General features: G+C 34.3%; 29 protein-coding genes. 20 read left to right on the top strand and 9 right to left on the bottom strand.

The window, feature by feature from the left end; translation table 11 throughout:
* The 5 genes from NST63_RS27740 to NST63_RS27720 all read left to right on the top strand — a co-directional run.
* Window positions 1–2,820: hypothetical protein (locus tag NST63_RS27740; protein WP_341044376.1), on the top strand; the 2,820-nt coding region annotated here is incomplete at its 5' end.
* Between the two features lie 188 nt (window positions 2,821–3,008).
* A complete protein-coding gene (locus NST63_RS27735) occupies window positions 3,009–3,188 on the top strand; it encodes a hypothetical protein (protein WP_139255011.1) in 180 nt (59 codons plus the stop codon).
* A 205-nt stretch (window positions 3,189–3,393) separates the two neighbouring features.
* Entirely contained in the window at window positions 3,394–3,786 is a 393-nt protein-coding gene (locus tag NST63_RS27730; protein WP_341044375.1) for a phBC6A51 family helix-turn-helix protein, read from the top strand.
* Window positions 3,787–3,813: 27 nt separating this feature from the next.
* Complete coding sequence (locus NST63_RS27725) at window positions 3,814–4,026, top strand: hypothetical protein (protein ID WP_341044374.1); 213 nt, start codon at window positions 3,814–3,816, stop codon at window positions 4,024–4,026.
* Between the two features lie 41 nt (window positions 4,027–4,067).
* Entirely contained in the window at window positions 4,068–4,301 is a 234-nt protein-coding gene (locus NST63_RS27720) for a hypothetical protein (protein ID WP_341044373.1), read from the top strand.
* A gap of 299 nt (window positions 4,302–4,600) precedes the next feature.
* On the opposite strand, the gene NST63_RS27715 is transcribed toward NST63_RS27720, so the two are convergent.
* The 5 genes from NST63_RS27715 to NST63_RS27695 all read right to left on the bottom strand — a co-directional run bounded on the left by NST63_RS27715 (window position 4,601) and on the right by NST63_RS27695 (window position 8,219).
* The gene (locus NST63_RS27715; RefSeq protein WP_341044372.1) at window positions 4,601–5,137 is read right to left on the bottom strand and encodes a type II toxin-antitoxin system PemK/MazF family toxin; all 537 of its coding nucleotides are present in this window, start codon (window positions 5,135–5,137) and stop codon (window positions 4,601–4,603) included.
* 115 nt (window positions 5,138–5,252) lie between these two features.
* Window positions 5,253–5,447 carry a hypothetical protein gene (locus NST63_RS27710; protein ID WP_071977839.1) on the bottom strand — a complete coding sequence of 65 codons (195 nt, stop codon included), beginning with the start codon at window positions 5,445–5,447 and terminating at the stop codon, window positions 5,253–5,255.
* Window positions 5,448–5,962: 515 nt separating this feature from the next.
* Window positions 5,963–6,604 (bottom strand): replication-relaxation family protein, encoded by a 642-nt coding sequence (locus NST63_RS27705; protein ID WP_341044370.1) that lies wholly within the window; start codon window positions 6,602–6,604, stop codon window positions 5,963–5,965.
* Window positions 6,601–7,785, bottom strand: coding sequence for an FtsK/SpoIIIE domain-containing protein (locus NST63_RS27700; RefSeq protein WP_341044369.1), 1,185 nt, complete (start codon window positions 7,783–7,785; stop codon window positions 6,601–6,603). The genes NST63_RS27705 and NST63_RS27700 overlap by 4 nt, the downstream gene beginning before the upstream one ends.
* Window positions 7,782–8,219: a hypothetical protein gene (locus NST63_RS27695; protein ID WP_341044368.1), complete on the bottom strand. Its 438-nt coding sequence runs from the start codon at window positions 8,217–8,219 to the stop codon at window positions 7,782–7,784. Before NST63_RS27695 ends, NST63_RS27700 begins: the two co-directional genes overlap by 4 nt.
* 513 nt (window positions 8,220–8,732) lie before the next feature.
* Between NST63_RS27695 and NST63_RS27690 the strand changes: the two genes are divergently transcribed.
* Window positions 8,733–8,972: a helix-turn-helix transcriptional regulator gene (locus NST63_RS27690; RefSeq protein ID WP_341044367.1), complete on the top strand. Its 240-nt coding sequence runs from the start codon at window positions 8,733–8,735 to the stop codon at window positions 8,970–8,972.
* Between the two features lie 2 nt (window positions 8,973–8,974).
* Window positions 8,975–9,136, top strand: coding sequence for a hypothetical protein (locus tag NST63_RS27685; RefSeq protein ID WP_341044366.1), 162 nt, complete (start codon window positions 8,975–8,977; stop codon window positions 9,134–9,136).
* A 354-nt stretch (window positions 9,137–9,490) separates the two neighbouring features.
* Here NST63_RS27685 and NST63_RS27680 read toward each other — a convergent pair whose 3' ends face one another.
* Window positions 9,491–10,036 carry a DUF3967 domain-containing protein gene (locus NST63_RS27680; RefSeq protein WP_341044364.1) on the bottom strand — a complete coding sequence of 182 codons (546 nt, stop codon included), beginning with the start codon at window positions 10,034–10,036 and terminating at the stop codon, window positions 9,491–9,493.
* A gap of 301 nt (window positions 10,037–10,337) precedes the next feature.
* On the opposite strand from NST63_RS27680, the gene NST63_RS27675 reads away from it, so the two are divergent.
* Window positions 10,338–10,718, top strand: coding sequence for a helix-turn-helix domain-containing protein (locus NST63_RS27675; RefSeq protein WP_341044363.1), 381 nt, complete (start codon window positions 10,338–10,340; stop codon window positions 10,716–10,718).
* Between the two features lie 145 nt (window positions 10,719–10,863).
* The gene (locus NST63_RS27670) at window positions 10,864–11,715 is read left to right on the top strand and encodes a tyrosine-type recombinase/integrase (protein ID WP_341044362.1); all 852 of its coding nucleotides are present in this window, start codon (window positions 10,864–10,866) and stop codon (window positions 11,713–11,715) included.
* Between the two features lie 47 nt (window positions 11,716–11,762).
* Here the strand turns inward: NST63_RS27670 and NST63_RS27665 are convergent, their stop codons facing one another.
* Both NST63_RS27665 and NST63_RS27660 read right to left on the bottom strand, forming a co-directional pair.
* On the bottom strand, window positions 11,763–11,948 hold the full coding sequence (locus NST63_RS27665) for a hypothetical protein (RefSeq protein ID WP_341044361.1): 186 nt from the start codon (window positions 11,946–11,948) through the stop codon (window positions 11,763–11,765).
* A complete protein-coding gene (locus NST63_RS27660) occupies window positions 11,945–12,163 on the bottom strand; it encodes a hypothetical protein (protein WP_071977819.1) in 219 nt (72 codons plus the stop codon). The genes NST63_RS27665 and NST63_RS27660 overlap by 4 nt, the downstream gene beginning before the upstream one ends.
* A 338-nt stretch (window positions 12,164–12,501) precedes the next feature.
* On the opposite strand from NST63_RS27660, the gene NST63_RS27655 reads away from it, so the two are divergent.
* The 4 genes from NST63_RS27655 to NST63_RS27640 all read left to right on the top strand — a co-directional run bounded on the left by NST63_RS27655 (window position 12,502) and on the right by NST63_RS27640 (window position 15,085).
* Window positions 12,502–12,768, top strand: a complete 267-nt coding sequence (locus NST63_RS27655; RefSeq protein ID WP_071977818.1) for a hypothetical protein — start codon at window positions 12,502–12,504, stop codon at window positions 12,766–12,768.
* Window positions 12,765–13,076 (top strand): hypothetical protein, encoded by a 312-nt coding sequence (locus NST63_RS27650; RefSeq protein ID WP_341044360.1) that lies wholly within the window; start codon window positions 12,765–12,767, stop codon window positions 13,074–13,076. Before NST63_RS27655 ends, NST63_RS27650 begins: the two co-directional genes overlap by 4 nt.
* A 406-nt stretch (window positions 13,077–13,482) precedes the next feature.
* Window positions 13,483–14,523: a replication initiator protein A gene (locus NST63_RS27645; RefSeq protein WP_341044359.1), complete on the top strand. Its 1,041-nt coding sequence runs from the start codon at window positions 13,483–13,485 to the stop codon at window positions 14,521–14,523.
* Window positions 14,524–14,554: 31 nt separating this feature from the next.
* Window positions 14,555–15,085, top strand: a complete 531-nt coding sequence (locus NST63_RS27640; RefSeq protein WP_341044358.1) for a hypothetical protein — start codon at window positions 14,555–14,557, stop codon at window positions 15,083–15,085.
* Window positions 15,086–15,114: 29 nt separating this feature from the next.
* On the opposite strand, the gene NST63_RS27635 is transcribed toward NST63_RS27640, so the two are convergent.
* Entirely contained in the window at window positions 15,115–16,059 is a 945-nt protein-coding gene (locus tag NST63_RS27635) for a hypothetical protein (RefSeq protein ID WP_341044357.1), read from the bottom strand.
* A 134-nt stretch (window positions 16,060–16,193) separates the two neighbouring features.
* Here NST63_RS27635 and NST63_RS27630 point away from each other — a divergent pair, with 134 nt between their 5' ends.
* The 7 genes from NST63_RS27630 to NST63_RS27600 form a co-directional block, all read left to right on the top strand.
* A complete protein-coding gene (locus NST63_RS27630; protein ID WP_341044356.1) occupies window positions 16,194–16,391 on the top strand; it encodes a hypothetical protein in 198 nt (65 codons plus the stop codon).
* 15 nt (window positions 16,392–16,406) lie between these two features.
* A complete protein-coding gene (locus tag NST63_RS27625; protein ID WP_341044355.1) occupies window positions 16,407–17,330 on the top strand; it encodes a hypothetical protein in 924 nt (307 codons plus the stop codon).
* Window positions 17,331–17,340: 10 nt separating this feature from the next.
* Window positions 17,341–18,195, top strand: coding sequence for an ATP-binding protein (locus NST63_RS27620; protein WP_341044354.1), 855 nt, complete (start codon window positions 17,341–17,343; stop codon window positions 18,193–18,195).
* 16 nt (window positions 18,196–18,211) lie between these two features.
* Window positions 18,212–18,565 (top strand): hypothetical protein, encoded by a 354-nt coding sequence (locus NST63_RS27615; RefSeq protein ID WP_341044353.1) that lies wholly within the window; start codon window positions 18,212–18,214, stop codon window positions 18,563–18,565.
* 12 nt (window positions 18,566–18,577) lie between these two features.
* Window positions 18,578–19,471: a hypothetical protein gene (locus NST63_RS27610; RefSeq protein WP_341044352.1), complete on the top strand. Its 894-nt coding sequence runs from the start codon at window positions 18,578–18,580 to the stop codon at window positions 19,469–19,471.
* A 265-nt stretch (window positions 19,472–19,736) separates the two neighbouring features.
* Window positions 19,737–20,288, top strand: a complete 552-nt coding sequence (locus tag NST63_RS27605) for a hypothetical protein (RefSeq protein WP_341044351.1) — start codon at window positions 19,737–19,739, stop codon at window positions 20,286–20,288.
* A 4-nt stretch (window positions 20,289–20,292) separates the two neighbouring features.
* A partial coding sequence (locus NST63_RS27600) for a hypothetical protein (RefSeq protein ID WP_341044350.1) occupies window positions 20,293–21,447 on the top strand: 1,155 nt, incomplete at its 3' end.

Raw genomic sequence — 21,447 nt, 5'->3', positions numbered from 1 at the left:
CCAACATCTAAGCCTTTATATGGTAGCCTACCAGACCGATTGAAAGCCTTAAACCCCGAAAGAAAGCTACCAGACTTTTCTAATGCTAAACCTGTTATTGAGAGTCCTAATGATAATATAATCGCTAAACACTTCGGAGTAGATGCGCCTGCACCTAAGAAAGACATTTTACAAACAGCAACTCCAGAATACTGGCGTAAGCGTTATGAAGATTTTGCGGACCATGTGAAAAAGAACTACGACATGAATCAAATGACTAAAGAAGGTTTAGATGATCTATGGAGTCAGTTTGCCAAGTACGATGAACCTGTAAAACTAGATGAACTTGCGGAACTAGCTTATAAGGATTATAAACCAAATAAAGTCATAGATTCTAAGGAAGTATGGGATAAACTCGGTAATCGTCCTTCTGTATCGAAAAATACTTTAAATAAGTTTGGTTTGCTGGATGTTAAGTCAAACAAGAATAAAAGCTTGTTAGAAGCAATTACACCAGAGCCAAAACAAAGTAAAAACTTATTAGAAGCTATTACACCATTGAAAACTAATCCTAAATCTGAACAAGTAGAGCAGATGATGAAGTTACTTGATCCTACCAAAAAAGAAACGGCTTCAAGTTTGGCAGTAAAAAGTGACAATTTATTACCGTTTATTGATTTTAGTGATTTGAAAGATATTAGTGGTTTTTATTCTGTTACATCCGATGTTTATCGAGTAATGAAAAAAGCTTTAGCAGACAAATATGATCAAGTCGGGAAGCCGATAATGGATAATTTTGATTTAGCTAAGAAAAATCATACGGAAACTCAAGAGAATTGGCTTACTAAATTAAAGACTGAAATCGTAGACGAATTAGGCATCAAGAAAGGGACTAAAGAGTCGGCATTGGTACAGGATTTTGGAGAAAAGACTTTAGCGAAAAAGTATCTTGAGAAACGTGGAATTAATCCTGATACACTTTCTCCAGAAGAATTAAATGAGATGAATTTACAGCAATTGAAATCACTTTACCCAAATAAGTGGGAAAAGATTGTGAAGGCTGATCAATGGTTTAGACAGGCCTATGATGAATTGATTGATCAAGCTAACAAATCAAGAGCATTAGCTTTTCCTAAGGATGAAAGTAAGTTAATTCCTAAACGAAATGATTATTATCGCCATTTCCGTGAGATGGAAGGATTGACAGGGTTAAAAAATTTATTCGATACTCCTTCACAGATTGATCCAAACTTGGTGGGTGTATCTGAGTATACTAATCCAAATTCAAAGTTTCATGGATTTATGCAAAAACGCAAATTAGGAAAATATAAATCTGACGCGGTAGGAGGATTCTTGAATTATCTTCCGGAGGCTTCCTACGCTACGCATATCGATCCTACTATTCCAATGTTTAAAGAGTTAGAAAAACGGATTAAAAAGAGTGGACCTATAAATGGAGACGATAATAATTTTGTAGAATTTCTTCATGATTTTACAAGGGATTTAGCTGGGAAAACAAGTCTTTTTGATAGGCCTTTACAAAGAATATTTAGAAGAAAAGGGATGAAGGCGTTAGATTGGACGAATACTCGAGGGAAAAAGAATGTAGTTTTGGGGAATCTTAGTTCAGCCTTAGCGCAAGTAGCCAATGTTCCTAATGGAATAGCTTTTGCTAAGCAACATTCCATCAAAGGTGCAACTAAAACTGTCAATTCAATATTTGATAAAAGCTCCCCTATTCGTCAATCTCCTTTTATTAAAGAACGATATATTGATGGATTATATCAGAAATTTAATCATAAATTGTTGCAACAGCCTGAAAAAATGGCTGGTTGGGTATTAAGTGAAGTCGATCGTGTAGGTACTTCTCTTGTATGGAATTCAGTTTATGAAAAGGGAATTAAGGAAGGTGTCAAAGATCCAATCAAATATGCTGATCATCATACAAGGAGATTGGTAGCAGGACGTGGAGTAGGGGAAGTTCCGTTATTGCAAAAATCAAAAACTGTTCAACTGGTTATGCCTTTTACTTTAGAGGTTGCTAATGCCTGGAAGGTAATGGGGGAGTTCGCCAAGGCGAAAGACTTTGGTGGACTAATCACTTTATTTATAGCAAATCACGCACTAAACGAAGTAATGGAATCATTAAGAGGCTCGGGAGTAACGTTTGATCCTATTGGTGCAATGATTGATGCTTTTAAAGATAAAGATTCATCACCTTTAGAAAAAGCTGGTCGATTAGCTGGTGAAGTATTATCTAATACACCTATGGGACAGCATTTAGCAGGTTTATATCCTGAATATGGAGAAATTGCAGGATTAAAAGGACCAACAAGAGAAGAATTATTTGGTAGCACAAATCCTCAACGATTCGGAACGGGATTACTTGCTGCAGAAAGTATTACAGATCCAGTGTTTAAAATTCTTACCCCGTTTGGTGGAAATCAGTTAAAGAAAACATTAAATGGACTGGAAGGTATACGTGATAAAGGTGAGTATAAAAAGAAATCGTTAATCAACTTGCCTTTACTTGGAGAAAAGAGTCAATTAAAGTATCCAGTTAATAAAAATTTAGAAAATGTAACTAAAGGATTGTTATTTGGCCCAGGATCTACGAAAGATGCAAGAGATTACTATGATAACAAGCGTAAACCATTGACTGAATTGCAAACTAAAGCTTATCAACGTATGGAAAAAGAGGGATTAGGAAAAGAACTATACGAATATTTGAGGGTTTCGAATAATACACCGTATGAAAAAGGGAAGATCACGAAGATAGAAAAGGATCCTAATCTTTCTAATGCTGAGAAAATCGAAAAGATAAGAGAATTGCTTAATTAAGTAAGCAAAAAGAGGTGTGCTTTGGAAAATGAATTATGTAGAAGCTTACAAGGAAGCTGTTACTTAAGCACATACCACACAAGTTCGGAATTACTAGGAAAAACTAGAGTTGCAGAATCAATTCAATCAGCAAAGAATTGTTGGAGAATGTTAGCAGACTTAAGGAGGATAAAAAGGGGGATGAGGAAGTGCTAAAGTTTATTTTAATGCTTTTAGTAGGTGTTGTTCTTTATCAATTTAGTCCTGGTGCTTGCCTTGTATGGGCAATCGTTATTATTCTCGGAACATTGACTTTATGGTGGAAAACAGGATATTGGCTATTTAGCAAACGTGATTTACCACCAGAAGATAACTCGTGGTACGACTGAGGAGTGGGAATTCCACTCCTTTTATTTTTTGACACGATACGCGCGCAAGGAAGTAAAAAAAGTTGAATTTAGTAACACGATACACGCACGGATAGATGCTTGAATTATAATTTTTTGACACTATAAAAACGCGAGAGGGTAATTTCTCACACGATACGCGCATGAGAGCTTTTATATATATAAAAATAGAAGGTGGCGGGAGAAAATGAAAGAAAATCTACAAAAAATTACTCCGAAACAGGAAAAGGCAATCCTTTCTTTATTAACCGAACCGACCATTAGACAAGCTGCTGAAAAATCTGGGGTTGGAGAAACGACTCTTTATAGGTGGATGCAGGAGGAGGAATTTGACAAAGCCTTTAAAGATGCCCGGGCTAAAGCACTTAATCAAACTATTTCGCAATTACAAAGCACTTCTAACAATGCAGTTCGTACATTGAAAAATGTAATGGAAGATGAAAAAGCGCCTGCTAGTAGTAGAGTAACTGCAGCAAAAACAGTATTAGAAATGGCTTTTAAGGCATACGAATTGCAAGATTTAGCTTCAAAAATTGAGGAAATGGAAAAATACATCGAAGAGCAAATTGCAAATGGATGAACATTAAACACAGAAAGGTGAGTCGGGATGAACCTCCAACAACGATTACAACGAATCAGTGACTTTTTACAAGTCGATACTCAGGAACAATTAATCATCATAAAACGAGGAGGAAATCAAATTATTTCTGGTAGAGATCAAATAAAACGGTATGAAGAAAGTATTGATGGCCAGGTAGAAATATTGCATGAGAGTGTTTGTGAAAACATTACTGTACGAAGGGTAAGATATACATGTTAAGCCTTGAAAATCGATTGAAAAAGAATAGGAGTGCTGGATAAATGCTTAAAACTAAAGTGAAGTCTATACAAAGGCAGTTAAATAAGATTTCTAAATTTAATATGGATCATGTATTTATTGTGGACGTTGAGGATGGAAACTATATTGTCAAACTTCATGGAAAGGTAGTATGCGAAGGAAATGAGCAAGTTTTTAATGCTTTCGGACAACAATACAAAGGAACAGGTTCAGTCTTTATTATTTCTGATATACCTCGACAACCGGAGCATGTTTAACCCCTCGGTAACAATGGCCGAGGGGGAAATGTCCGTGACAACGACGGACGATAATGTCCCTACAGCGTAGGGGAATGCCTGTGACAGAGACAGGCGATATATAATAAGTGTATCCATTCGAATGTGCAAATATGTCTCGATAGATGCAAAAAGGGTCTATAAAATAGACCCCTTGCTGATAAAAAACGTGATGTACACGTGAATGCCAGTGACACAATGACCGGCGATATATGATATTTGATAACACGATTATATTATGGGTAGTCCACTTTGTCAACCAAGGCATACGGAGGAGACTATTATCGGAGGCCTACGACCCAATCTATGCATCGTAAAACCTTATTTAAATCAGTAAGACTAATATCTCCTTTGTGCTTGCCTAATCTAACTTTACTAACTGTCTTTACTTCTTCACAAACTGTTGCAGAATTGTCGTCCAAAAAACCGTATTTACTTTTCCAAAGAAAATAATGACTTTTATATCTTGGTTTATCTAAATACTTTATTACACGTTTAGTTTGTGGGTCTATAATGGCTTTTTTCTTTAAATTTGTTGTTAAAGGCACTACAGATACATTTCCAGATGTTTTATTAATTAGTTCATTAGAAACAACTAATACGGGACGATGTTTTCCATGTTCATCGCCTATATTATCTCCTAAATGGCACATGTATATTCCACCTCTTAAGATTTGACGGCCTTTATGAGTCAATCTATTTTCAATCCATTCATGAGATAATGTTTCTTTTGTTTCTGACCATGTTCGAAGATTATGGCTTTTATATGTTTTTGCAAGACGTAAACGTTCTCTTTTAATACTATCTGATTCTGGCATTATATCATTCTCCTCTCGTTTTATATATTAACACTGAGTAATAAGGACTAAAATACAATATTATCTGATAAGTAAAAAGAAGTATGCTGCCAGTGGCATCTGGCAGCATATATCCTCATTGTGACTTCTTGTTTTTTTTGATTCCGTTCCATATTTTTATGAGATCAGCAGTTACTTTGATAATCCAGGCTATTGCGGTTGGAATTGGTTGCCCCGTAGCAATGGAATCCCATGCGTGGAGTACCACCTTAATCGCTGTGTCTATTGCAATTGTTAATATTGATTTTATTATTAATAGAAATAATATCATTTGAAATCTCTCCTATCCCAACGAATTAATCGTTTTTTTGTCTTTTAAATTTGAATTACCTTGAAATAGCCGTTTTTTAATAGGGCTAACAAATATTTGTGAAAGTTTTCACTCCTTCCTGCATCAGAAAATAAAAAAAGACCAAAATAAATTGGTCTTTAACACATAGGTGGTATATGGAGTTTGATTACTCTTTTTCCTCCTTCATATATAGGTGGCTTTTGTACGACACACCATCCTGTTTCCATACACCCTGTTACTTTGTAAAGTCATTCGCAGCCTGTGTATTTACTTCTTTTGGCTGAAAGTTTGCAAAAGAAATAGACGCCGGAAATCCAACGTCTCTAAAAGTGCCTATAATAGATTGTTCATTTTTAGGGAACAAAAAATGGTCATTTTTCAAAGCCTATCACTTTGTAAAGTCATTCAATGCCTGTGTATTGCGTTAAAATGACATAATCTTCGTTATGTATTGTGTTCTTGAAAAACGTTGTAAATACAGGGTGCAAATATATTTACACCCTTATTTTTAAAGATCCACTCATTTTTATTGGTTTTGATTGACTCAATTTTATCAATTCATCGATACACGATACCTGGATAAACTTAATATATTGGCTATCGAAATTGTAACGAGTATCAGTCAATACAAGAACAGCAGGAAACACTTTTTTATTTTGCGGTTGCCAAGGCTCCACCTTCCATTCCTCACTGAAATAATAATCCTCATATCGTTTGATTTTCTCTTTAATCATTTTATCCGAATAAACAGAGCGTTGGATCTCAACGAAAAAGGGTGCGCGTTTCCAGATCATGAAGGCATCTGGTTCCATATATCCTTTTCCGTACTTTGGTTCAACTATGAATGTTTTGGACGGCTCAAATTTTAGCAGTGAGATATAAAATTCAGCGATCTTCAGAAAGTGCGGAATTTTAGTGGAGTCTTTTTTTATAGGAGCTGGCGATACAAAATACAGGTATTGTTGGTAGTTTGTGTTTACTTCGATATATCCATCGCGTCTTAATCGTTTTAATACGGTATTACAGGATGTCACAGGCTGTTTAAGGTGGCTGAAATGTAAATCAATGATATTATCCCTTGTAAGGCATCTAAAACGCTGTAAATCGTTTAAAATGGCTAAATCACGTTTCTTCATTCATCTAACACCTCGAATATACCATTCTTATTTTCATGTAAATCTATATACCCTTCATTCGACGTGTAAGGGGTCATTTTCGCATTTTTAGCATTAGTCGACTTAAAACATTCTAAAATTTTTTTAGCCTTGTCTATGGCTAAGTATGGAGCTTGTATTTCCTTTAACTCGGAAAAGGCTGGCAATTTTAATAACATTCTTCCTTCCTTTTTCAATTTTTCGCTTCCAGGAGTGCCAATGATGCGAGAATTGATTAAATCAGCACATTTAAAACCCATGCGGACAGTTAGATTATTTTTGAGTTTGCCATCCAACACTTTACTGTCAGGTCTTTGCATGGAAAGGATTAAGAATACCCCTAATGCCCTACCTATAGCGCTTATTTCTTCGACAAGCTTCATGAGGTTAGTTTCATCCTGCAGTAAGGCAACTTCATCGATACAAAGAATGATATATGGTGGGGGATCCGGTAAATCATCAATGTGCGCAACTTCAAATTGATCGAGTAGATCACCACGAGTTTTCATTTCCTTCTGTAGATGCTTTAACATCGGCATCATTTCTTTTGGAGTAACAAACATACCTCGAACGTGTTCTATATGCCTAAAAATGTGAAATTCAGAGCGTTTTAAGTCGCAAAGATACAATTCTAATTGGTTAGGTGGAACAGTTTTTATTAATGAGCTCAAAATCGAGCGCAATTGTGTAGACTTACCAGACCCAGTTTCTCCAGCAATTAATAAATGTGGGTATTTTACCATGTTGTATGTGATAATATCGCCGTTTAAGTCCATCCCTACTATGACGGGTAGTTTCAAAGCTGAAAGTTCAGCCTTGAAATTTTCGTAATTATAGTGAAGAACATCCGGAAGAACAGCAGCATGAACAGTAAGAACAAAGCGCTTTATATCACCTTCTAATTCAATATTTTTGCCGAAGACTTGTTGAAAGCAATACAGTTTCTTTTTCACTTCTTTTGGATCCATTCCTATTGGTAAGGTAAACACATAAATAGCACGTTTGTTTTTATAATCAAACTTGATTGAATGAATCTTAGGATAAACGACTCCAGAGTTGGCACCGTTGGGACCATACGAATATGACATGCTAATATCCCCGTTTTTAAAAACAGTCTTCAGGATTCCTTTGGCGCGATGTTTATCAAGCCATTCTTTTATCATAAGAACACTCCTACTTGTGAGATTAAATAGATCATAGAGCCAATAGCAACAACAGGGAAAGCGATACGAAGGATACTGGACAACGTGGCTGCAAGGTTAACCATACCGGCTTGAGCTATGCCTTTTTCAAGTATGGCCACAAGAATAACTATTGCACCAATTAATGCAAAGCGTACATCGAATAAAGCAAGAGGGTTGATATATAGGGAATAGGCTTTCAGAGAACGCAACTTTGCGTTATCACGATGGCACGATTTTGTGCCGTCCTTAAATTTAAGGGAGGATCCAATTTTGGATGCACCTTTTTCTCTAAGATTTTCGAGATGTTGCTTCGCTTTTACATATTCCGGTGAACCTCCTGCGCAAAACGTTTTAAAATCAATAGCTTCTACCGAACTTAATACAAAAGGTAAATTAAGTAACTTTATTTTCATGTTGTTCCCTCCGTTTTTTTTGCCGAAGTATATTTTTACTGGGGCTATACTTTGTGGTATTTCTACCACTTTCTTTGGGATATAGTTGGGCTTTATTTATAGTTTTCAAAGGATAACTAACTGTTGATATTGCTGGATTTTTTGGAATTTCAACTATACACGACCAACGAGTACCCATAACGAGCATGCTTAAATAGACTCGCTGAATTTTTTTATTTTGTTTGTTTCCCCTCGCACTCCCCTTCATTCGTTCGCCTTCGTCTCACTTTAAACAATTTTGTGTTTCTTTTATTTTCAATTCCATTTTCTCTATTACTTTGATAACAGTACATTTGTAGATAATTTGATAATGGCCATATCAAACTTTTAGCAAGTAATATAGCAACGCCTAATTTATTACTTTGATAAGAGTGTATGTACTACTGGTTGTCCACGTTTCCCATTTTCGTGAAGTTTAAAAAATTAAATTCTTGGCCATGCTTTATAAAAATGATTGAGGGGAGAAAGAAAGCCGTGGTCAATTGGTTTGGTTTAGGGAAAAGGAGATCTAAATTTGGCTCTTTTTTAGATGAACATGATTTAACTCAACAGGATGTAGTGAAGGAAAGTGGTGTTAGCAAGGGAACTATTAGCAGGCTGTGTCAGACAGAGCATGAGGATGGCCCTACATTGAAAAATGCAAAAAAAATTATTAAGGCTCTAAGAAAACTGACAGGAAAAGATGTAGATTACGATGATTTTTGGAGTATGTAAAAGTGATTTTAATCAGTGCAACTTTGCGCACATGGAATGTTGAATACCAGGATAGAGGGTACGTCAAATTTGACGTGCCTTTTTGTATATTAGTAGGGGGATTTATGAATAGAAAACAAACGATAAAGCTTGATATGGAGGGATTTAGGGTAGACGTTCGTTAACGAACCCGTTCACTACCCCCCATTCGCTAACGAACGTTCGCTAACGAATGCCCCAAATTAGTGATGATCAATCGTTTCCTTCCAAATACATCGACGTTGTCTCTGTTATTGTCAGTCAACTTAGTCAGCAAATTGTTTTGTCAGTTTTCTCTTTTTCAACGAGAGCCCTTCCAAAACAATTCGTTTAATTGAAGTTTATTTTTATATGATTGTAACGAAAGCTGAAAAGTGAAGGGAAACCGTATAAATACTTTGTTTTAAAACATTGTTTATTGATATTGATATTAATTAATATTGATCAAAGTATTTTGTTAAGATTGGTGCATTCAAATTGCGTACATTGTTCTTAACAAATTATTTACGATCAAATAACCTCTGCCAAAAGCCTTTTTTCTTTTCTTCTTCTTGTGCGGCTGCTATTAGTTTACGTGTCTCCATTGACTCTTTTAAGGACTGCATAAGTACTTCGTCCCTTTTCTTTAAAGAACTATCTATGTATTTTTGTTGTTGATCCATTTGAGACATAAGAGCTTTTAAGAGTTCGTTTTGATTTTCAACCATTTCTTTTAGTTCTTTTATATCAGCGTTATAACGTTCGTTTTCCTTGTTTTTCTCCATAACGCGTAGTGATACACCTGATTGTTCAACCCATGCCATTACTGCATTTGCTGATTGTTCAAGCGTCATATCGGATGCTTTTTTTATTTCTAAAAATCTTCTTAATACTGTAACGTCTCTATCAAAGTATCCCCTTTGACCCTTTTCGTTTGTATGGAAGTGATATCCAGCATCTTGAAGAATTAGAGCGTATTTTCTTAAAGTTGATTCCTTTATATCAAGAATTGCACATACATCACTTGCTCCCATTAGGATTTGATTTTGATTTATATCTTCTGACATATCAACATCTCCATTCGATATAACGGTGTTATGCATATTGTATTTCATGCTTGGACTATTGAATAGAGGAACGTTAGTACTAATTATTATTGCTACGATTCTCTTTACTTAATTCTTTCCGATAAACTTCTAAAATGTACTCGTAACATTTTTGGATTGCTTCATCTGTATGAGGACCTTTGATTATTTCTACTTTCATAAGAAATCACTCCTTTTCCTAAATTCAGAAGTACTACACGAAATTGTATGCTCCCCATTAATGGAGAAAATATGAAACAGTAGAAGGAAGGATGGTGATGTTATGAGAGTAGAAGGAGTTTATACATATATTTGTGAGAGTTGTTATACCTTTTTTTCTGTTGTATCACGTTTTTCTGTAAAAGGAGATTACATAGAATCTCTTAGCTGCCCAAAATGCTTAAACAACTCCCATATCGTCGGAGAGGGTAGTTTGCACCATGAGTGCTATAAAACACAATCTAAAGTTCCTTCTAAGGAACAAGAAAAAGGCACACTCCCAGAGTTGTTAACCGCAGACCATATTGCCGAATACATGAAGGTCAGCAAAAGGGTTGCTTACGAGATTATGGAACAAAAGGATTTCCCTTTAATTAGAATTCGTAGATCAAAAAGGGTAAAAAAAGAGGACTTTATCAGATGGTTAAATATCCAACAAGGATAATTTTTTTAAAAAGATTATTCAACATAAGATAAACTATGTTGACTTTTGTTGTTGTTGTTGTTACTATTACCCTATAAAATTCAACATAGTTTATAAAAACCGTACATAAATAAGATTCAACATAGTTTATATAGGAGGGAGAAAAATGATTAATCTATTTGAAATTTATATTACTGAAGAGGGGAAAAGCGAAAATACAATCAAAGGGTACATACAGTCAATTCAAGGTTTCTTAAAGTGGTTTGAAGAATCTAAAGGAATTCCCTTTACTAAGTTACATAGAGAAAATGTGAGAGAATACATTTCTTTCTTAAAAACGATTAAAGGATGCAAACCGAAGACCATCAATACAAAATTAAATGCACTTGTTAAATTTAATGAATTTTTAGTTGTATCCAAAGTTCAAACGGAAATGATCATCACAAAAAAAGATTATATAAAGGTACAACAGCAGTTTGCATCTTTAGCCAAAGTCGAATTCAAAGATGTTGAGAAATTTCGGCAGCTAATACTAGATAGTGGAAACAAACGAAATTATGCCATAATCACACTACTTTCCTATGCAGGACTACGGATAACAGAGGCTCTAAATTTAAAAATGTCAGATTTTAATACAGTTTCGCGTGAAATCATTGTGAATGGTAAAGGGGATAAGACTCGCACTGTTTTTATGAGTGATAAAGTCAAGAATGCTATTCAATCGTGGCTTAGAGAGCGTAATGACAAAGGGATTGATAACGAATTTATCTTTGTTAGTAATAGAAATAAACGTTTGAATCGTACCACAGTTAACAAACTCTTTAATGATTACTCTCAAAAAATAGGTAAAAATATAACACCTCATGATCTGAGACACTTCTTTTGTAGTCATGCTCTTGAGTCTGGTATGAGTGTTCATGAAGTAGCCAATCAAGCTGGACATTCTAATATCCATACTACGTTACTTTATACAAATCCATCAAAAGATGAACTTATACAAAAAATGAATCAATTATAGGTCCTCTCCATTCACTTCGGAGAGTTTAAGTAAAATAAAAGCCGAGCTCAATTATTTTTAGCTCGGCTTTTTGGATTTAGATAACAAGCATTTACTGCTGCCTCTATTTCTTTCAATATCGGATTACCTTTTTGTAATTCAATTTCGAACCATTCCTTTTTTTCTTTTTCAGATAGAAGAACAAAGTCAGAATGAATAACTATTTTTGTATTACCGACTTGATATTCTTTCATAATTTTTTCTCCAGTTTCATTTCATATCCAAGCAAATTTATTACTTTTAAAAAATCCCTAACCCTCAATGCGTCATTATCTAATGCAGATTGAAATGTACTCTTTTTTATATCTAATGCATTAGCCACTTCTTGAAATTGGCTATATTCGGTATTCTCCATCATCAATCTAACTGCTGTTTTAATATTCACTTCATTTAACGATATGTTTTTCATATATATATCACTCCTCAAAAACAATATTATCATTGCAAAGCTAATATTTAAATATAAAACTAATATTTAGCCTTGATAAAACGAAATATTCGTTTTATAATAAAAAATAATACGAAGGGAGGAACTACCAAAGATGGTATATTTCATTTACTTAGGCTTTGCTATGATTATCAGTTTTACAATAGGTCTCTTTGTTGGAATGGATAAAACAGAAATCTCTAAGGAGTGAATGGAATGAGCGAAAAAGTCATTACATGCACAGAGCTTCCAGAAGGGTTTTTAGACGCACATTGTGGTAGGTATAGGAAAATCAACACTATTGGACTGGAGGGAAAACAATGAATATTGAATCAGTTATAGCTATTAAATACGATAAGATTCTAATGCGACCGGAGAGAATTGTTTCCCCAGAGATCGATGCATTAGATTGTAAACATGGAAAGCAACTAGAGGCATTAATTAATGCTTTACCTAACTATACACGGGAGATTCTTGAATTATGCGATACCTTAAATGATATAAGCATGTTAGAGCGACAAGAAGACTTTTCTAAGGGATTTTTTGAAGGGATCTTATTCATGCAACAAGCAGGAGGTTCAAAATGAAAAAAGCACTCGCTATTCTCATGCCTAATACGGTTGATTCAGACTTTTCTACGTGGGAAGAAATAAATGAAAATCAAAAGAAGCTGAAACAACCTGCAGTTATTTTTGTTGATCGTGAAACAAAAGAAGTTCTCAAAGTTTTTAGTATTGTTGCAGATGATTTCAACGATTTACACACTATGTGGAATAAAAAGACTTTTTTTACTGATTCATTGGTCGATGGAGAATATTTGAAGATTAGTGGAGCATTCTTTGTAGGAACAAAAGAAAAAGTACGCACAGCTGCAACTGAACGTACTTTGAAGTAATCATTTAATTCAATGACCTAATTATAAACAAAAACAGGGTACGGGTACAATATGTACCCTGTTTCTATAACATATTTACAGTACAACCCCGAAAAAAGTTTCATTTTCACAAAAAAACTTCCATTTACTATTAACAAATTGAAATAATGTCGCTATACTTCCTCCAAGAAAACAAAGAGAGTATGAAATTTCGACTATATCAAACTCTTGTTTGTGGAATTCTGCCAATATTGGTAGAATAATAGACATAGAAAAACCCCTACAGTTTGGCGACGACAGGGGATTTTCAAAGGAAAATATATGGGAAGGGAATAGTATGCCTTCCGGTTTATTTGATATGCATTTTTTATAAATGAATTATATCATAGCCGGAAATTCCCTTCCAGTATGAAAGGGAGTTTTTTTAATGGATAAAAATAGAATGATCCATAAGAACGATGAAATTAAAAGACGATTTTATCAGGTGGATAAATTACTTCTTGAAAATCCCAAATACGAAAATCTAAGTGAAGGTGCGGTTTTAACATGGTCGATTCTTCGGGATCGAATGGAACTATCTAAACTAAATGCTGATGTTTATTCCGATGAAGAAGGATACTTATTTTTGATTTTTACAGATGAAGAGTTAGCTGAGATCATACATCGTACTCGTAAAACAGCAAATACTCGAAAAAAAGAGCTCGAAAAGTTCGGTTTATTGTACAGCGTCCGAATGGGAAACCAGGAACCCAATCGAATTTATTTGTTAGAACCAGAAGCTTGTGATCCGTCTGAATACATATCAGAAAAATATCGCCAAAAGAAAAAGGCAGAACTAATTGAAAAACAAATTGAAAAGGCAAAATCTCAAAAGAAAAAATATGTGATGCTCGAAGTTACTGAAGAGGATGAAAATAATTATCCACAAGGTGGAACCCTTGCAGGAGTAATGAAGAGTAAAAAAGGTACATCAGTGAAGAGTAAAAAAGGTACATCTGGAAGAGTAAAAAAGGTACATCCGGATGTCCAAAATTTACCCACTATTGATACTAAGATTTTTAATACTGATTTAAATAAAACTGAGGATTATGAAGAAGAAGAAGGATCTTCGCTTGAAACATCCATTAACATTCATTTTCCAAATTTAATAAAAGAAGTACTGGGATCAAATGGACTTTATGATGACAATATGATTGCTCAAATTATTTTAGAAATGAAAAACAATGGTCTTTCTTTTTTAACTAAAAAAGAAATGTTAGATCAACATCGTAAAATGAGTAAAAAACGTGATTCTGGTGAAGAAATTTGGGATTGGGCCAAATACTTTGTAGGTGGTATTCTTAAAAATCGATTATCAGAGTCCTCGTCTATTCGACAAAATCGACTAATTGAAGCAAAAAAATTCAATGAATATAGCAATAAAAAAGAAAGGAATGCACTTCCCTTTTATAACTGGTTGGAATCATAAATTTAATTGAAAAAAACTAGGAGGATTGTATATGAATATTGCTAAACAAAAAGAAATTTTGACACTTAGAAAAAAAGCTGAGGAATTGGAGAAGAAATACAAAGAAGGGAATGCGGCTTTAAAAGACAGGGTAACTCAACAATATTTAAATGCTGCTGAAATGGAGTTAGTGGAATATTTATCTGCAGAAGGATTTAAAGTGGATGAAAATCAAACAGATAAATCCCAATTAGTGGCAAGATTAGATAGCATTTGGGTAAGTATGAATCGCCATCCTCATGCATTATCCGTCTATATGAGTAATGGTGAAAATCACAGTATTACTGTTTTAAGTACAACTGTTCCTTTGGATGATTATTATAAAAAGAATGCTTCTAGTCAGGATATAGAAATAGATCGATTAAAGAAATACATTTTAGAAGTCGAGGACCGTTTAGATAATCTAGATAAACAAGAATTTCGTTATTGTGTAAATACAGAAACAAATGGTGTTAATGGAATTGGCTATAATAAAAAGACTGTACTAAATTTTAAAGAGGCTATGAAACTATTATTTAGTTAATATAGCTTATGTAAAAAAATCTCACTTTCCTAATTGGGAGAGTGAGATTTTCTAATTCTGTAAGCTTCTTGTTTGCAAGCATTAGAACAATACTGTTGTCTTTTAACTTTTTTAAAAGGTAATTTACAGTTAGGATTTGCACAAATATAAACAGGTTCGTTTCTTGAAATTAATTCCCACATATCTTGATAAATAACATTAATAAGTTGTTCCGTGTACTTTGATTGCTGAATTATAAAACCTAGAGGTGGTTTTCCTGTTTCGATAACATTTGTTACTAAATTATTAACTTTTTTATTGGCTCCTCTATTAACTTCAGTAAGTAAAATTATTCTTGCTATTTCTAAGAAATCCCCTTTTTCAACTATTTCAGACTCTAACGCATTCCCTGTTTGTACACCATCCCACCATTCTATTAAATACTTCTTTTCATTCAATTTTTTTCCAATATTTAGTATATTCCCTTCTATATCGTTTTGATTTATCTCTCCTTTATGTACATTTACTAAGGCTCTATATAATTTTAAAAGTTTTCTTACGTAATCAATAAAAAAGTACCACAAATCAAGTGGTTCGAATATTGGATAGTCCAAATCGAGAATTAGGAAAATAGTATTTCCAAATGTTTTTTTACCGGATAAAAAATTTGCCCATCGTTTTTTTGTTTCAGGTAGTTTGATACCTAATAATCCATATTTGTTTGCAAAAGTACTTATATCTTGTTCGGTTTTCAATTTTGAAAATTCATAGGCAATTCCTCTTGTTGCGAGATCCCCTTTATGTTCTTGGCCGGTTGCAATGATTCCTTTTGAAATTTCTTCAATACCCAAAAAACGAGACCACTCTTTTGCTTCTTTTAGAGCTAAATATGCATAATTTGATTCCTTTATATTAATTTTGTTTAAGTCACATAAAGTAGCCGACATGAAATTTGATTCCATATTCCCATCTAATGAATACCTATTAATAATCACAAAAATACCTCCTTACTTTTTTTAAAAAGTTACTTTTTGTTACGATATAATGTGCATTTTTCTTTGAATAAAGTAACAAATGACTTTAAAATTAGTATATAACAACAACAACAATAAAGAAAGGGGAATTCTGTGTGAGTGTATTTAAAAGAAATCAAGAGATATTAGATGAGAAAGGTTCCATTTCTTACTGGTTAATTGCTGATCACATAGGGATACATGAAAATACCTTAAGAAATTGGATGAAAACAGAAATGAATATTAAAAGAAAAAAACTTGTTTTAAAGGCAATCCATACCATTAAACATCAAGAATTTCAAGAGGCTATCTAAAGTAGGTGAGGTGATATGAGTAAACCATTAATACCAGGTGGTTATATCCTTATTTCTCGAAAACTTGTCGAAAGTGAAATTTGGGACAAGCCTCCTTTATATATCAAAGTATGGCTTTATCTTCTTACTAAAGCTCAGCATAAGCAATATAAGGGCTTAAAAAGAGGGCAGATATATACAAGCATCCCTGAGGTAAGGGAAGGCTGTAGCTGGCGTGTAGGATTCAGAAAAGAGAAGCCAACCAAGGATCAAATTTTCCAAATAATTGATTGGTTGCGAAAACCTCATGAAGCAGTCTATGAAAACGAAACGAAAGCAACAATGATTACAACAACGAAGGCAACACATGGCTTACTCATAACCATTGAAAACTACGACTTCTATCAAGACTCCAAAAACTACGAAAGCAACGATGAATCCACTAATGATGAAAGAACGAAAGCAACAAGAGAGCAACGGCAACCCGACAATATAAAACAAGAATGTAATAATGATAAGAATGAACAAGAAAAAAATAAAAAGATTATAGACGAAATCAAAGATTTACGTCACCAATATTCTCCGGATATTCGAAACTTAATAGATCAATATTGGACCATCATTAAAAAGACAAGAAAAACCAATAAAATCAGTTATTCGATCATTCTTAAAACAATGAAGCAGTGGAACAAATATCAGCACATTGTAATCCAATACTCCCTAAAAAAACATATAGAATCCTATGACGATGGAGAACACAACGAAAAATACACACTTGGCATCATGAGAAATACCACACCTGAGCAAGCTGAAGATTTATTGAGTAAAAAAACGATAACGTTTAAACAGCCTGAATTGAAGCTAATTAAAACAGAAAGACCTTCTCACCTAATAGAACCGGTAGTATCGGATGAAGTTGAACAGCAAATTGAGAAGGACTTGAAAGATTTACCTTATTAGGAGGCTGATCATGAAAAGCATTCAAACGATGTTCTTGCCATTAAAAAAGACAGTAAAGCACTTTATACCAGAATTAAAAGATCGTGAGGATTTTGAAATAGAACAGATAAAAACTAGCTGTAGTCGATGTGGTGGAGAAGATGTTGGGTGGAGATATCAGTTTCATGGAGAATCGGAAGTTCATATATTTCAGTCTTCGAGTCCTTGTATACAATGCCAAGATCGACTTTATCTTAATCAAGTAAATATCGATCATCAACATTTTCTTAAAGAGGCAGTTATGGAACGTTTTTGGTTTATTCCTACAGATTTAGAAGATGCAGGATTTAAAAATTATAAAAGAACTAACAATGTAACAACAAAGGCACTCAATCTAGCTATTGAATATGTAAGGCATTTTAAAAACAGTATCCCTAAAGAAAGGCACAATTTATTAATGATGGGCAGTCCAGGAAGCGGAAAAACCCATCTAAGTGTTGCTATTGCAAGAACCCTTAAAGCAGAAGGTTTTACGGTAGGATTTATTACCACGGGAAAGTTACTGGCTTTGATTAAGGAGACTTACAAAAAAGGAGCATCTCGAACGGAAAATGACATTCTTGAGGATATAGCTAAATTTGAAGCATTAGTATTGGATGACTTAGGAGCTGAAGCAGGAACGAAGGATGAATTCAGTTGGTCAAAGGCTAGACTTTTCGACATTATAAATACTCGAATTGGGAAGCCGACTATTTACACTACAAACTTTGATGATTTAGGATTGCCAACAGCTGTGGGAGAACGCGTGGCTAGTCGTCTTTATAACAAAACGAGATATATAGACATGTTTACAGATGACTACAGGAAAAGTCTACGAATTAGTTAGGGGATGGTGGTTTTATATGGAAGTATCCACACAAATAAAAAAAGACCTGCCGGAATTTCATGAGAAGGTACTCTCGGTGATTCCAGCAGGACAAAAGAATTCGATAACTATTAGTTACATTATAGACAAATTAGGGCTAACTGGACAAGCCCGTAGAAAAATAACCTTAGCTTTGAATGATCTGATTTTCATCTATGGATTACCGATAGGAAGTAGCAGCGATGACGATACTCGAGGAGTTTTTCTGATAGATAACGAGGATGATTTGCAGTTGGCCTGCAGGACATTGAACAGCAGAGCTATGCAGGTTTTAAAAAGACATAAGAAAATTATCGAAAACTATAACAATCGTTTTATAAAAAATATATAGGAGTGTGCCGATATGGATAAATTAACATTCTTCAATCGTTTTTCGGAAATTGAAATGGATTTTAAAACAACACTGGATAACTACGTTGATTTTTATGATCAATCAAGACGACAAGTACACGAATATCTTCTAAAGGTAGTTAAATCTGGAGTTATTGCACACTTAAAAAGCATGACAGATGAATTAACTGAACGAGACGTTGAAAATCTTAAACAGGTATTTGATGTAGAATACGATGAAGTAATGGCCATAACATCATATAGTCGATTGAATCCCTTTGTATGGCTAAGAATTACATCTCGAAAAATAAAAGAATTGGAAATCCTAGAAAATCAATTTATACGACATTTTCGAGGTATGCTTCAGGAGATTAAAAAAGTTGAACAATTAGTAAGTAATTTTACATTCAAAAAGCGCGAGTCAAGAAGGATAGACACGTTATTGGGCATTAAATATCGAATTAACTCCTTGTTAGAAGTTAAACGAATTGGGGAGGAGAACGAATTATGGGAACATCTTAGAACTCTTTTACCATTAGGTTCCGCAATTAGCAAAAATGATTTTTTGTCTGTTATTACTGTTAATCATGATCTTAGATATTGGGATGGACCCGAAAATAGAACGATGAAGATTATTAAGGAGCTACCAGATCTAATTGATTACAAAACACTGCAGAAAGCAGTTTTTATGGACAAGATAGAGCATGACCAAGATTGTTATTTGTTCGATATTTTTATGGATGAAATGTTGTGGACGTTGGATAAGCATAAGGAAATGACTGGTGAGGGTGGTTTTGAAATCCTGGAAAAGATAACAGGAGAACCAATTCAAACTTACACAGCAACAACAAATATCTATGGAGATGTCACTGTCACTCCTAATAGGCCTAAATTACAAACAGTTTGATCCTAAAGACGTGAGGAAATTTTTCGTTTCCTCCTTCTTTTTAAACAGTCAATAAACTATGTTGAATTTGATTTTATTCAGTTTATTTAAACTATGTTGAAAAAGTTGAGGTATTCTAATCGTTTTTGACTTCGTAATTCTACATAGTTGACGTTATGTTGATAAAAACTCAAGCGGTCAAATAGGAGGGTTTTATGGATATTCGTAGAGAACTAGACAAAATCATCGATACACGAAAATTAACGGATCAACAGGTGGTGCGCTTATGGAAGCAATGGCTTGCAATCAGATAGAGAATATTAAGGATGAAGCGATTATTGAACATGAACTTCGCTTTTATCTAAAGTATCCGGAATTTGTTGCAGATATTAATGATCGACTAAGAGAAAACGAATTGGATATTAAATACCCTGTAACCCGATTTGGAGATACAGGAGTGTATCGTTATTGCCCTGGAACTGAAGTACAGGCCTTGAAAAGAATAGAGGTTAGGGAAAACCTTACAAAAGGTTTAGAAAGGCTTAGAAAGCGAACTGAGCGTTTTAACAATGCTTTTAAACAGTTAGATGAAGATGAACAGGATTTATTATACATGCTTTACTTCGAAAAAATGAATGAATCTAAGGTTGCGAGATTTCTTGGATTTAAAAATACCTCTTGTATGAATAAAGCGCGAAGGGAGGCGTTGCTTAAAATTTTACAGATTTATAACAGAGAAAGATATCAAGCTGCTTCTGAATTTCGAGAATTAAAGCGGGAAGAAAGAAAAAGAAAGGCAATGGAATGGGCGGAACAACAAAAAGGGAATAGGAAGTGAAATTATGGTTTATACATTCGGTCCAAAAAGAGGGTATGATGCCTGGAAAGAGGAAGAACAAAAAAAGGAAAAGGCGAAGAAAGCCAGGGTTAAAGCTGGCCTTCCTCCTGTTGATTTTACTGAATACCGACCTATCCAGTATCGTGATAACAATTTTAGAGCGACGAGTGATATACCCAAAAAACAAAGTTTCCAATGGGAAAAAGACTTATTACGAGATTTGCCTACAAAGAAATACGGTCGAAGTTATGATGATAAATTTAAAAGGGCTGTAAAAGAACTAGGTGGAAACGATGCGGACATTAAAGAATTTCGCAGATTTTTAGACGCACGTGAAAAAGGAATGCAAACAAAAAGCGATTTAACAGATCAAATCATTACTTCTGCCGACCAACGAGCAAGAAGAGCTGCAGAAAACTATAAAAAAGGTATCAGTCCTATTGAAAAAGTAGCAAAAGTCAGTGATAAGAAGATTGATACCAAAAAACCTCGTAGTGGTTTCGATGGATTCTTAGATCAAACCCTTGGTCGTGCTTCTCATGAAGCCAATAAGCTTATTTTCGGTAAGGAATTTGTCAAAAAACAAGATGAAGTCTATCAAAAGATTGCAGATAAGAAAAAAGGTACCAAAAGTGGGGATGAACTTCAGCAACGTTTAAATACAGTGAATCGTAAGGCTGAAACTAAGATCGAAAAAGGTGCTGATATCGTTGGTAAAGGGTTAGGTATCGGTAGTTACATTGCTCCTGGTGTGGCTGCGGAAAAGTTAGCATTAAAAGGCATGCAGTTAGGAAAAGGCACCAAAGCAGGAAGTCAGATTGCTTCTTTACTATCAGTCAAAGGTGGCGAAACAGTAGCAAAGAAAGTAGCCAAAACAGCAACGAAAAGGACTTCTATAGGCGCTGGTGGTGGTTTGATATTCGGTGTGGGAGATACAGCCTTAAAAAGCACATTAAATCCTGATGATTACAAAGATAAAAGCTTACTTAAACAAATTATGCTTGAAACTGCCATTGGTGGTGTTGCTGATCCATTGATTTACGGTGGAGGTCAAGTACTTAAGGCAGCATCTAATAAAACCATGAAGAATCTTCTACCCGATATAGATTTAGGAAAGAAGTTTGGTGATATTCTTCTGACTGGTAGAAAGAGTGATTTA

Source organism: Heyndrickxia sp. FSL W8-0496 (assembly GCF_038007825.1).
Classification (GTDB): domain Bacteria; phylum Bacillota; class Bacilli; order Bacillales; family Bacillaceae_C; genus Heyndrickxia; species Heyndrickxia oleronia.
Note: the sequence above shows the minus strand (reverse complement) of the source record. Positions and strands in the feature narration are given on the sequence as shown.